Source organism: Treponema sp. R8-4-B8, from assembly GCF_054786175.1.
Genome location: NZ_BDHE01000124.1, coordinates 1 through 13,122 on the forward strand (window position 1 = coordinate 1; position 13,122 = coordinate 13,122).

Annotated in this window: 12 protein-coding genes and 1 tRNA gene; 12 read left to right on the forward strand and 1 reads right to left on the reverse strand. The window is 41.7% G+C overall.

Translation table 11 applies throughout. The annotated features are described in order from the left end of the window. From ACYVRA_RS06725 to ACYVRA_RS06775, 11 genes are all read left to right on the forward strand, one after another. On the forward strand, positions 1 to 802 hold an 802-nt coding region (locus tag ACYVRA_RS06725; RefSeq protein WP_461251975.1), incomplete at its 5' end, for an FHIPEP family type III secretion protein. Between the two features lies 1 nt (position 803). Next, the gene (locus ACYVRA_RS06730; protein ID WP_461251976.1) at positions 804 to 2,099 is read left to right on the forward strand and encodes a flagellar biosynthesis protein FlhF; all 1,296 of its coding nucleotides are present in this window, start codon (positions 804 to 806) and stop codon (positions 2,097 to 2,099) included. A gap of 67 nt (positions 2,100 to 2,166) precedes the next feature. Further along, positions 2,167 to 3,087: a MinD/ParA family protein gene (locus ACYVRA_RS06735; RefSeq protein ID WP_461251977.1), complete on the forward strand. Its 921-nt coding sequence runs from the start codon at positions 2,167 to 2,169 to the stop codon at positions 3,085 to 3,087. An 18-nt stretch (positions 3,088 to 3,105) separates the two neighbouring features. Continuing rightward, positions 3,106 to 3,948, forward strand: coding sequence for a hypothetical protein (locus ACYVRA_RS06740; protein ID WP_461251978.1), 843 nt, complete (start codon positions 3,106 to 3,108; stop codon positions 3,946 to 3,948). Between the two features lie 17 nt (positions 3,949 to 3,965). After that, positions 3,966 to 4,742, forward strand: a complete 777-nt coding sequence (whiG, locus tag ACYVRA_RS06745; RefSeq protein WP_461251979.1) for an RNA polymerase sigma factor WhiG — start codon at positions 3,966 to 3,968, stop codon at positions 4,740 to 4,742. Further along, positions 4,739 to 6,703: a FapA family protein gene (locus tag ACYVRA_RS06750; protein WP_461251980.1), complete on the forward strand. Its 1,965-nt coding sequence runs from the start codon at positions 4,739 to 4,741 to the stop codon at positions 6,701 to 6,703. Before whiG ends, ACYVRA_RS06750 begins: the two co-directional genes overlap by 4 nt. Continuing rightward, positions 6,684 to 7,022 (forward strand): hypothetical protein, encoded by a 339-nt coding sequence (locus ACYVRA_RS06755; RefSeq protein WP_461251981.1) that lies wholly within the window; start codon positions 6,684 to 6,686, stop codon positions 7,020 to 7,022. Before ACYVRA_RS06750 ends, ACYVRA_RS06755 begins: the two co-directional genes overlap by 20 nt. A gap of 10 nt (positions 7,023 to 7,032) precedes the next feature. After that, positions 7,033 to 7,650, forward strand: coding sequence for a hypothetical protein (locus ACYVRA_RS06760; RefSeq protein WP_461251982.1), 618 nt, complete (start codon positions 7,033 to 7,035; stop codon positions 7,648 to 7,650). A 39-nt stretch (positions 7,651 to 7,689) separates the two neighbouring features. Beyond that, entirely contained in the window at positions 7,690 to 8,985 is a 1,296-nt protein-coding gene (locus ACYVRA_RS06765) for a lipoprotein N-acyltransferase Lnb domain-containing protein (protein WP_461251983.1), read from the forward strand. Then, positions 8,975 to 9,226, forward strand: a complete 252-nt coding sequence (locus tag ACYVRA_RS06770; RefSeq protein ID WP_461251984.1) for a hypothetical protein — start codon at positions 8,975 to 8,977, stop codon at positions 9,224 to 9,226. Before ACYVRA_RS06765 ends, ACYVRA_RS06770 begins: the two co-directional genes overlap by 11 nt. 253 nt (positions 9,227 to 9,479) lie before the next feature. Continuing rightward, positions 9,480 to 9,552, forward strand: a tRNA-Asn gene (locus ACYVRA_RS06775). Between the two features lie 682 nt (positions 9,553 to 10,234). Here the strand turns inward: ACYVRA_RS06775 and ACYVRA_RS06780 are convergent. Then, positions 10,235 to 10,570, reverse strand: a complete 336-nt coding sequence (locus tag ACYVRA_RS06780) for a helix-turn-helix domain-containing protein (protein WP_461251985.1) — start codon at positions 10,568 to 10,570, stop codon at positions 10,235 to 10,237. A 173-nt stretch (positions 10,571 to 10,743) separates the two neighbouring features. On the opposite strand from ACYVRA_RS06780, the gene hsdR reads away from it, so the two are divergent. Continuing rightward, positions 10,744 to 13,122: an EcoAI/FtnUII family type I restriction enzme subunit R gene (gene hsdR, locus ACYVRA_RS06785; protein WP_461251986.1), complete on the forward strand. Its 2,379-nt coding sequence runs from the start codon at positions 10,744 to 10,746 to the stop codon at positions 13,120 to 13,122.

Consider the following 13,122-nt stretch of genomic DNA (forward strand, 5'->3'; position numbering starts at 1 on the left):
CATTAATCCGGGAATGGTTACGGCGGAATTGGAAGGCGAAAAAACAGTGGATCCCGCTTTTGGGATACAGGCAATTTGGATTGAACAGTCAAGGAGGGACGAAGCCGAACGCGCAGGTTATACCGTAGTGGATCCGCCTTCGATAATCGCCACTCATTTAACGGAAATTATACGCCGTCACGCGGCTGACATTCTTGGCTTGCAGGATACCCAGGTGATTCTGGATACGTTAAAGAAGGATTACCCCGCCGTTGTTGAAGAAGCGCTGAGGGAAGGCAAAGGGTTGCGCGTAACGGAAATCCAGAAAATACTTCACGGATTGCTGAGGGAAAGGGTATCTATCCGCAATATGGTGTCAATTCTTGAAGCTATCGCGAATTACGCGCCATTTTCCAAAAATATTTGGTTCCTTACTGAAAAGGCGCGGCAGGCGCTGGCTAATCAGATTTGCGCCCAATACGCCGATGAAGACAAAAGATTGCGCGTTCTTACAATTGACCCCGCCTTTGAGCAAAGAATAATCGACGCAAAGTATGAGACCGCCTCTGGAATAGTGTGCGCCCTTGATCCGCCGACGCAAAAAGCGTGGATTAAATCGGTTGCGAAAGCGGTTGCGGCGGTTAAAGAAAAGGGATGGATGCCCGTTATTCTTTGTTCTGAACAGGCGCGATTCCTTGTTAAAAATTCTACGGATCGCGAATTGCCTGATTTGGCGGTTATTTCCGTTCCCGAAATTGTCACGGGAATTATTCCCGAAGCTGTAGGGATGATAAGATTAGAAGATAATATGGCGGAGCAATAAAATGGAAACATTAATTGAACAAGGCGAAACCTTGATGGAATGCAAACAAAAGATTTCTGAAAAATACAAACAGCCTTTCCATATTCAAAGCCGTAAGGATATAAGGCTTGGAGGTTTTTTAGGCTTGTTTACAAAATCCGGCGTTCAGGTAGAATTTTATCTTACGCCGCAAAGGCAAAATACTCAAATCTTTGATTATAACCCGCGGCTTCCATTTTCACAGCAGTCCGGCATGCAATATGCGGCAGGCGTCGATCCGTTTTCCGATAAAAATCTTGAAGAGGCAAAAAAGAAAGTTATTGAGACTGCCAGAAAAAACATTGGCGAAATATCAGCTAACGGAAGGGAAACTTCCCAGCAAATTTTGGATCTGCTAAAGGAAGGAATTAAAGAAATAAAGGAAAAAGTTGAAAGCTCAGGCAAAAAAGAAGAGCATCCCTCTTTTGTCCGCATTACAGAAATGTTAAAAACCAATGATTTCTCGGAAAAATACATTAATGGAATGTTGGAAAGATTGCGAAAAGAGCTGTCTCTTGAACAGTTGGATAATTTTAAAATTGTGCAGGACCGTATTCTTGAATGGATAGGGGAGAGCATCAGCATTTATAAAGAAGAAGCCGTTACGCGCAAACCAAGAATTATGGTTCTTATCGGCCCTACTGGATCCGGAAAAACAACTACAATATCAAAACTGGCGGCCATATACGGCATAGGGACGGATGAAATTCCCGCTATTGACGTAAGACTGATAACAATTGACACCTTCCGTATTTGCGCGAAAGAACAACTTGAACAAATTGGGGTTATTATGCGTATTCCTGTTTCATGCGCGTTGAATAAACAGGATATAAGAAAAGAAATCGCGCTTTGCGGGGAAGACATTGATTTAATTTTAATCGATACTTTCGGCAATAGCCCCAAAGATTCAATAATGATAGGCGAAATGAAAGAGATTCTTGACGGATGCCCTAAAAGCGCGGAATATCATCTTGTTATAAGCGCGGCGACTAAAACAAGCGATATAGAGGTTATAATGCGGCAGTTTGAGCCGTTTAATTATAAATCAATTATACTTACAAAAATGGACGAGACCAGTAGTTTTGGAAATATTATTTCCGCTCTGTCTGAAAAGAAAAAAAGTATTTCTTTTATTACTAACGGGCAAGGGGTTCCTGAGGATATAAGAAGGGCGTCTGTCGTGCGTTTTCTTATTGAGCTTGACGGTTTTAAAATAGACCGTGATAAAATTGAAAAGCGTTTTCCTTCGGGAGGGGCGGATCAATTTAAATGGAGATAATTATGAAACTATGTTTCATTTCAGATTTTAATGCGCGGCCTGACAGCCGCGCGAAGTAGAGGTTATTATGGAAGATCAGGCTGAGAAATTGCGGGAAATTATGAAACGGAAAAAAGACGGCACAGGCTCCTCAAGAGCTTCGTCTTCAAAGTCGAATGTAAAACCGGCGGATAAGGCCCGCGTTATTACCGTCACTTCAGGCAAGGGCGGTGTGGGAAAGACCAATCTTTCCGTTAATATGGCCCTCGCGTTTGCAAGGTTGGGAAGAAAAGTCGTGGTAATGGACGCCGACCTTGGGCTTGCCAACGTCAATGTGATGCTCAATATGATCCCCAAATACAATCTGTACCATGTTATTAAAAAGCAAAAAACAATACGCGAAATTCTCGTGGAGACGGAATACGGCATTTCCATTGTTGCCGGCGCTTCGGGCTTTTCTCAGATAGCCAACATGAGCGAAGAGGACAGAAGAGATTTTATCGCCGAGCTTGATTCATTATCAAACGCGGATATAATCATCATTGACACAAGCGCGGGCGTTTCCAGTAATGTTTTGGATTTTATCGCCGCCGCGGACGACGCCGTTATTATCACTACTCCAGAGCCGACCGCGATTACGGACGCTTACGGAATTATTAAAATCATCGCCACTGAGTATGACTCGGTTAATATGGGTTTAAAACTTGTAGTAAACCGCGCGAAAGGCGCCGCGCAGGCAAAAAGCGTCGCCGACAGGATGATCAATATCGCGGGCCAATTTTTAAACTTAAAACTTGATTATCTGGGATTTATTTATGACGACGTGTCAGTCTCCCATGCGGTTTTAAGGCAAAAGCCTTTTATGGTAGTGGATCCAAATTGCAAGGCAAGCATCTGCGTTCAACATATCGTTGAGCGCATGGACAGGAATAAACCGGGAGAAACCGGCGGTTTTGGCGCGATGTTTAAAAGGCTTTTCAAGTCTTCGCCGCATGAAAACGCCGTATAAACAATAAAGGGGCAGGGTATGGCTAATTTAAAATGGGGTTCAATATCGGCAATTTGCGCTTTATCTGTTTCAATCCTTCTTGGCATGGTTGCCGGAGTAGGCATAGTTCATATAATTCTTAGGGCTTTGATTTTTACCGTTGTTTTTTTCGGTATTGGTTTTGGCTTGCGGTTTGTTTTGGACAGTTTCTTTCCGGAGGTTTTAGCGGCAAATGAAGAGGCCGTTTCTCCCGAAAGCGTTGATGCCGACGGACATGAAAGCATAACCATTGATAGCATGGGTGAATATGCCGTGCCTGAATTATTCAATCAACACGGGAATCCTGAAGAATTAGGCAATGTAGAAGACCTTATTTCAGGCGCTTTTAAACCCCGTACAGTACAGGATGACTTCAATTTGGGCGGAAATCAGTCTGAATATCAGAATTTTGACTACTCAGGGGCAGGAGAGGGTATAGACCGAAAGAAAGAAGCAGGTTATAATAATTTGGGAGGCGATCAGGATGATTCGTTTCTTGAAAGCGCGGCCGGAGATTCGGATTTTTCTGAAACGGCCGGTTTTGATAAAACTGATGCTAGTAAGCCGGCGGCTTTCCAGCCGCAGTTTACCCCAAGTTTTGGGGATGATTCAGGGTTGGGCGGATTGCCTGATTTGGATATGATGGCGATGGCGTTTTCGTCAAATTATTCAGGCACCCCCGCTCCTTCAGCGCCTTCTGCGGCATCAGCGCCGGCAGTACGTCCCGTTGAGGATGAGCCGGATCGCAGCCAGTATAAGGGCAATAAGCCTCAGACGTTAGAGGGTAATTATGACCCAAAAAGTTTGGCGCAGGGCATTAGAACAGTGTTAAGTAAGAGTTAAGAGGGAAAGGTTTGGGAATGCCGGAAGAAAAAACAGAAGAGGAACTCTGGCAGCAGTACCGAAAAAATCGGGATCCTGCGATACGGGAAGCCTTCATAAAACAATACGCCCCGCTTGTAAAATACGTGGCTGGAAAAGTCGCCGTTGGAATGCCCAACAATGTGGAATTTGACGATCTTGTAGGCTATGGTGTCTTTGGCCTTATTGACGCGATTGATAAATTCGATCCGGAAAAAAACGTAAAATTTAAAACTTATGCCGTTACGCGCATAAGAGGCGCTATTTTTGACGAGTTGCGCTTAATTGATTTTGTTCCGCGTTCCGTCAGGCAAAAAACCCGCGAAATAGAAACGACTATTTCTTCTTTGGAAGCGCAGTTGGGAAGAACGGCGTCAGATCAGGAAATAGCCGGCGCCCTGGGCATAGACGAGCAGGAATACATGAAAGTGATTCAAAAAATATCCGGCACTTCAATAATTTCTTTGAACGATTTATGGTACTCGGGCGACGATAACGACAAAGTGTCCATTGGCGACAGCATTGAATCTCCCTCCAGCTTAAATCCCGACGTGGTGGTGGTTAATGAAGAAATTCGCCGCGTTATTGTCGAAGCGATAAACGAGCTTCCCGACAAGGAAAAGAAAATTCTGGTTCTTTATTATTACGAAGATTTAACTTTAAAAGATATTGGGCGCGTATTGCAGGTAACGGAATCCAGGGTTTCGCAGCTGCATACGAAAGCCGTTCTTCATTTAAGATCAAAGTTGACGAATATCAGAAAAGGTATCGTATGATCGATTTTATCCAGCTGCAGGAAATTGTAAAAGAGCATCTGGAGCAAGACAGGGCGATTCGGTCCGTGGACGCGTCAGGCCCCACGTTGGAAGCCGCCGTAAATGAAGCCGCCACCCTTCTTGATACTTCCATCCGCCGCCTTGAATATGAAATCCTTGAAAGAGGCTCGTCCGGCTTTATGGGCGCGGGAAAAAAAGACTGGGTAATACGCGCCTACGAGCGCACTCAGGTTAAAAAAGCGAAACAGGCGCAAGAGGATATTGTTGGCGAAGATGACGAAGCGGTTCAGGTTATTCAGGATAAAGACGGGGATGTTTTTATACAATGCTGGCCTGAAGGAGTTTTCCTAAAAGTTATGCCGCCTGTCGGCAATGGCAAAAAGGTATTTTTAACCCACGCGATACAGGCGCTTCACACCAAGAATGTTCTGGAGTTTGATAACGACCTTGTTGACACCCTCGTAAATAAAGCTTCTGGAATGTATGTAAAAGTGGCTGACTTTAAGCATAATCCGGCTAACGACAGTATGGCTAACATCGAAGTTGACGACCCGGAAATGAAAGTCTTTGTTACCGTTATTCCTCCGGGCGACGGCGGCGCTGATTTAACGCTTGAATCATTTAAAAGCATTCTTGTACAGCACAGGGTATACTATGGAGTTAAAGAGGAATTCCTTGAAAAATTTGTTGACAAACCTTCTTATAGGGAAAAAGTAGAAATAGCGGAAGGCACAAAACCTGTAAACGGAAAAGACGCGTATATTCATTATTTCTTTGAGACGGATCAAACTCGAATAAAATTAAAAGAAGGAACTAACGGCAGGGTAAACTTTAAAGAGCTGAATATAATTCAGAATGTCGTTCAAAATCAGCCTCTCGCTAAAAAGATACCTCCCGAAGACGGCATAGACGGGAAAACGGTAACCGGAAAGCTTCTTCCCGCGAGAGCCGGAAGCGATATACCGATGCCTGTCGGAACAAACGTGCGCGTAAACGACGATGGCGATACCATTCTTTCCGAAATAAACGGACAGGTAATAATCGCGAATGGAAAAATCAATGTAGAGCCGATTTTAAATATTGAAGGCGACGTGAACTTGAAAACAGGAAATATTATTTTCCTTGGAAACGTTATTATTACAGGCAACGTTGAAGACGGCTTCTCGGTAAAAGCAGCCGGTAATATTGAAGTAAAAGGAACTGTCGCGAAAGCGGAACTTGACGCGGAAGGCGATATACTTATTTATCAGGGCATTAACGGAAAGAGCGGAGAGAAAAAAATTCGCGCTGGGCGTTCAATCTGGTCGCGCTTTATCGAAAACGCGACTGTAGAATCCGGGAATATGGTTGTTGTTACCGAAGGAATAATCAATTCAAATGTTGACGCGATAAAGAGCATTGTTTGCATGGGCAAAAAAGCAAAAATCATGGGCGGGCGCCTGCGCGCGGGAGAGGAAATAAACGCCAAGGTTCTTGGCAATGAAACAAGCGGAACTGAGACAATCTGCGAAGTCGGTTTTGATCCCCACAGCAAGCTGGAACTGGAACGCCTTCTTGAAATGAAATTGTCGTCTGAAACGGAATTGGAAACAATCAGGCTGGATTTGCAAACATTAATCAATACAAAAAAACAACGTAAAACCCTGCCTGAAGATAAAGAAGCCTATATGCAGGAATTAATGGAACGGCGGCAAATATTAAGCGATGAATTAAAAGACACGAATGACAGTATTCAAAAAGTCCAGGAATTTATGAATCAAATAGAAGTTCGCGGACGGGTATCGGCGTCTACAAAAGTATGGCCAGGCGTAAAAATATGCATACGGGACGTTAGAGAAGACGTAAAAAAGGAATATCGCGCGACAACTTTTATTCTTGAAAACGGGCTTATCAGGGCGAGCAAATATGAGGAACCTGATGATCTTGCTAAGAAGGGATTAGATGGCTATAGCTCCGATTGATCTGCAGGCTATTTTTTCACAAGTTGACAAGGTAGGGAAATCCCAGGCCGCGCAGAGGGAGGGGCAGGCGCTTCATCAGGCGATTGTGGGCGTGCAGCTTGAACGCAAGACCGAAGAAAATATACAGCAGGTGAATGAAGCTCAGAATACCGGAGAAGGGGCGGAAAAAGTAAAGGATCGCGAGGCGGAGCGTAAACAGAAACGTAACTCTGGCGGCAAGGGCGGCAGAAACGATGAAAGAGATGCTGATACGGAAGAAAAGCAATTTTCTGTTTTACAAGACCCATATTTGGGCAAGAAAATTGACATAAGCCTTTAATCGGAGCGCAATGAATATTTTTTTTGCAGTATCAATTATTTGTCTGGCCGTCTGTTTCATAATGTTTTTTTATTTAAAATGGTATGTTACAAAACGCACGTCCGCCTCCGGACTTGAGGAACACAGGGCTGAAGTCGCCAAATTAATTGTTGATATCAATTCAGTTACGGATAGAAATTTGCAGCTTATAGAAGACAGTATTTCCAAACTTAAAAAATTTTTGGAAGACGCCGAAAAGCGGATTGCCGAATATAAGGATGTGATTCAAATAAAGCCTTCAAGCGACGCTCTTTATACGAATCTTGGCCGCGGCGTCCGCGCGGCGTTAATAAATCCCGCTGAGCAACTGCCGCCGCCTCAGTTACAGGCCGAACATCCGCTGAAATCGCCTAAATTACCGCTTGAGTTTCAAAGATTAGCTCAATTTCCTGAAACGCCCGTTAAACTTGAAAATAAAACGGCTCAAAGCGCGCCTGTCGTTAACAAGCCTCCTTCAAAAAAACAACTCCGCAGCGCTATTGACCTCCTTGCCAATGATGGCCTTCCCGCGGAAGAAATAGCGTCCCGTCTTGATATAAGCATCGCGCAGGTAAATCTTGCAATGAATTTACGCCGTACAAAACGATAATATATTGAAAAAATTTAAATGATAAGGCACACTTACTATATGGTTAAAAGAACAGCTTTTTTATTTTTACTGTTTGTCATTGCAGTTGGCTCGGCTTTTTCCGCGCCGGGCGACAATCTAACTCTAAAAATTGCCGTAATGGGGCCCGGAGATCAACTTTATTTTTGGTGGGGGCATATCGCCCTAATTGTTGAAGATTCTTCCGACAATACCAGTTATTTTTTTGATTACGGATTATTTTCATTTGATAATGATAATTTCTTTTATAACTTTGCTTTTGGCAGACTGTTGTACAGCTGCGGCGTTTCTCAATCTGATAGAAATATTGATAATTACGTAAGAAACAACCGCGATGTAACGATTTATACGTTAGATATTCCTCCAGAAACTAAAATAAAAATCAGGAATTTTGCCGCGCGCAATGTTCTTCCTGAAAACCGTGATTATTATTACCATCATTTCAGGGATAATTGCTCAACAAGGATCAGGGATATAGTTGACCTTGCGACAGACGGGCAGTTTAAAGAAGAATTTGAAAATACAAAGAGTGAATTTACTTTACGGAATCATGTGCGACGCCACACGTGGTTTTCGCCCGTAGCGGACTGGTTTTTAAATTTTTTAATGGGACAGGTTATTGATACGCGAATCACTGTTTGGGACGATATGTTTCTTCCCGCGGAAGTCGGCAAAGTAATAGAAAACTATTGGTATACCGACGCTAATGGCAATAGGCGAAAACTTGTATCGTCTGTTGAAATTGTAAATAGGGCAAAAAACCGTCCCGCTATTCTTGAAAGGCCGCGAAAACAATGGCCGCGGGAACTTGCCTTCAGCCTTGTGTTATCTGCTATTTTTTGTTTCTTTTTCTTTTTACAGGCAAAAAATAAAAAGGCCGGCAGGGTATTAGCCGGAATCAGCATGAGTTTAAGCGGCCTTTTTTTCGGCGCTGTCGGTCTTCTTCTGTATTTTATGAGTCTTTTTACAAATCACGACTACACCTATCAAAATACGAACATGATTTTTTGCACCCCCATTCTTCTTGCCTCAGTCCCTTTTGGAATTAGTTATGCCGTAACAAAAAATCAAAAAAAGCAGAAAATTTACGGCGAGTTATTAAGATTAATCTGGCTTTTATCTGTTTTAGGCGTATTTATATCAATGTTAATTAAGCTGCTGCCCGGTTTTTATCAGGATAATCTGACGGATCAGATGTTGATTCTGCCCATCGCCCTTACCTTTACATTACAGCCAAACGGCCTTAAGGACACGTTGAACAAGTATTTCCCAGGGAAAAAGCTTCCCTCCCAGTCCGGAGACAAAAATGGCTCTTAGCGACGGCTGGCAGGAAATTAAATACAAGGAAGTATTTGAGCAGGAAACGACAGGCCTCACGCGCCGTCTCAATTCTGATCCCAATTGTAAAGCGGAAGATTTGGAAGCTATTTTAAAAAGCCTGTATATAATGGAAGGCGCCGACATTGGCGGACGTGGCACTCTTCAAGACACAATAATGGCCGCCACCATAGCCGCCTACGAACATTTTATCGCCAAATTGAAGGCAAAGGCGCAATAAATTCTTTTTTTATGTAACCTTTTACTGCAATTTGTTAATGTTCAGTCGGCTCTTAATTGCGTCTAAATAAATCATTTTTTATGTAACCTTTCCCCCCCTAAATGGTTATATAGTCAACATACTAGTTTTGTTTCACGTTCCTCCTATTTCTCCTTTTCCCCGGAGTAACTCCTTTCTCCGGGGTTTTTTTTGCCTATTTTAAAGTTCTGACATATTGACATTTTTCCCGAAATTTAATAGATTGAGACAAATATCCCCTGTAGCTCAGCTGGCAGAGCAAGTGGCTGTTAACCACTGGGTCCGTGGTCCGAATCCGCGCGGGGGAGCAATAAACCGCACGCCGAAGGCGTGTAGATGAAAAACCCCAAACGCTCCGGCGCCGAATCAGTCCCCCACGACAAAAAAATGAGGCGGGATTTATCCCGCCGTCCGCGCCGCGGTCAAAGCGAGGTACTCGCCGCTTTTTATTAATGTAACAAAATAGCGATTCTTTTCAGTACTAATTAACCGCACGCCGAAGGCGTGTAGATGAAAAAACCCCAAACGCTCCGGCGCCGAATCAGTCCCCCACGACAACAAAATGAGGCGGGATTTATCCCGCCGTCCGCGCCGCGGTCAAAGCGAGGTACTCGCCACTTTTTATTAATGTAACAAAATAGCGATTCTTTTCAGTACTAATTAACCGCACGCCGAAGGCGTGTAGATGAAAAAACCCCAAACGCTCCGGCGCCGAACAGCTCCCCACGACGAAGAAAATGAGCCTGACCACTAAAACAACATAAGAAACATTAAAAAAAGGTACTTTTTTAATGTTGTTTTAGTGGTCAGGCGTCCACGCCGCGGTCAAAGCGAGGTACTCGCCGCTTTTTATTAATGTAACAAAATAGCGAAACTTTTCAGTACTAATTAACCGCACGCCGAAGGCGTGTAGATGAAAAAATCAACCTAATGCTACTAAAACGTTTATAATAGCATCAAAATCCATGTTTATCATGTATTATCTATGGTTTAATCCGTATATTCCTCGTCAGTCTCAACTTCATTTATCAGCTCTGAAATAACATTACTAACCGCTTTTTCAATATCCTGCAAAACCGATTTTTGCAAATTTCTTAAGGATACCGCAGGAACCGCCTTAACTGAAAACAATTCAGGCGGGTTTATTTGCAACGCTCCTGCGATACGCTCGATCATAGAGAGCGACGGTGTTTTTCGTTCCAATTCTATCATCGCTATATAGTGGGTTGTCGTATTAACTCGTTCCGCAAGCTTAGCCTGAGATATGCCAAGGATTCGCCTGTGTTCCTTCATATTAAAAGCCAATAGTTCTCTCAAACTTGTCATGAATCACCCCTATAGGGAATTATCTTGATTATAATTGCCTGTGAGGTATTGACAATTTACTGTAGGGAAAATTAACTATATTTAATTTACTTATGGGAAATAAAGAGGAAAAATTCGAATTTTGACCAAAAAAGCAAATAAATTAATAATTCCTTGTTATCACGGTATAACCTATGAATAAAAAAGATCTGTCCGAGGCGGATATAAAAGAGAAATTTATAACACCTGCAATGATAAAAGCGGGGTGGGACGAAATGTCTCAAATTGGTCGTGAAATTTATTTTACAGATGGTCGTATTTATGTAAAAGGGAAAATTACAACAAGGGGAAAGAGGAAATTTGCCGACTATATTTTGTTTTATAAACCAAACATTCCTATTGCCGTTATTGAGGCGAAAGATAATAACCATTCTGTGAAAGCCGGTATTCAACAGGCATTGGATTATTCCAACACTTTGGATGTACCTTTTGTGTTCAGCAGTAATGGAGACGCTTTTTACTTCCACGATAAAACCGTAACTGACGGTCAAATTGAAAATGAAATATCTCTTGACGATTTTCCAAGTCCTCAAATGCTTTGGCGTAAATATCAAAAATATAAAGGGCTTGACAATAAAGAAATTGAAAACATAGTATCAACCGATTATTTTATAGACAATTCCGGTTATTCGCCAAGATATTATCAACAAATTGCAATTAATCGTACCATAGAAGCCATTGCAAAAAAGCAAAATAGAATTCTTTTGGTAATGGCTACAGGTACAGGAAAAACATATACCGCTTTTCAAATCATCTACCGTCTTTGGAAAAGCGGGGCAAAAAAACGCATTTTATTCTTGGCGGACAGAACTGCGTTAATTGACCAAACAGCACGAGGCGATTTTAAACACTTCAAAGAAGCAATGACTATTATAAAGCACAAAAACATTGACAAAGCCTACAATATTTATTTAGCTCTTTATCAAGGGCTGTCAGATAACAAATCGGAAGACGCTTATAAACAATTTAGCCCTGACTTTTTTGATTTAGTAATTGTTGACGAATGTCATAGAGGTAGCGCAAAAGAGGACAGTAAATGGCGAGAGATACTGGACTATTTTAAAAACGCTACCCACATGGGTTTAACAGCCACGCCAAAAGAAACTGCCGAAGTTTCAAATATTGAGTATTTTGGCGAACCTATTTACACATATTCTCTGCGTCAGGGTATTGATGACGGTTTCCTTGCGCCGTATAAAGTAATAAAAATAACGCTTGATATAGACGTAGAAGGTTGGCGACCGCCAAAAGGTTTTTTAGACAAAAACGGAAATCCGGTTGAAGATAGAATATACAACAAAATAGACTTTGACAAAAATATAGTTATTGATGAACGCAGGAAATTGGTAGCCAATAAAATTACAGAATTTTTGAAGGGCAATGACCGACTAGCAAAGACAATTGTTTTTTGCATAGATATTGAACACGCCGAAGGCATGAGAACAGAATTGGCAAACGTCAATACCGATATGGTTTTAAAAAATAATAAATATGTTATGCAAATTACGGGCGACAATGATGAAGGCAAAAAGGAGTTGGATAATTTCATAAGTAAATCGGAGCGTTATCCTGTTATCGCTACAACTTCCAAATTATTGACTACGGGCGTAGATACAAAAACAACTAAACTTATCGTTTTAGACAGTAATATCGGCTCTATAACCGAATTCAAACAGATTATAGGCAGAGGAACAAGAATAGAAGAAGAATACAATAAATTTTATTTTACGATAATGGATTTTAGAAATGTAACCAATCTTTTTGCAGACCCGGATTTTGATGGCGACCCTGTAATGATAAAAAATATTGGTCAAAATGACGATATTTCCGCTACCGATGATGAAAACAACGGAGAACCAATAATTGATATATTGGACGGTGAAGAAATTAAGTTTCCATATCCCGAACCTGTGCAAGGTGGCGGTGATATTGTGGCAGAGCCAAACCCACGGGAAAAAGTACGTGTTGATGGCGTTATTGTGAAAATATTAAATGAAAGAGTGCAATATTTGGATAATGATGGCAGAATAATTACAGAAACTTTAATAGATTATACAAAGAAAAATGTTCTTACAAAATATTCTACTCTTGATAGCTTTTTAAAATCTTGGAATAACTCTGAAAAAAAGAAAGCCATTGTAGATGAATTAGAACAACAGGGAGTTTTCTTTGACGCCTTAAAAGAAGAAATAGGAAAAGATTTTGACCCTTTCGATTTAATTTGTCATGCTGCTTTTGACGCTAAGCCTCTTACAAGAAAGGAAAGGACAAATAACGTAATAAAACGCAATTATTTTTCTAAATATGGCGAGAAAGCCCAAGCGGTTATTAAAAGTCTTTTAGATAAATACGCTGACAGTGATATTTTATCTATCGAAAGTTTAGAAGTATTAGACCAGTCTCCGTTAAACAAGCACGGCAGACCATTGGAAATAATTAATATATTCGGCGGAAAAGAAAGTTATTTAAAAGTGTTAAGCGAAATAGAAACCGAACTTTATAAGGCGGCATAG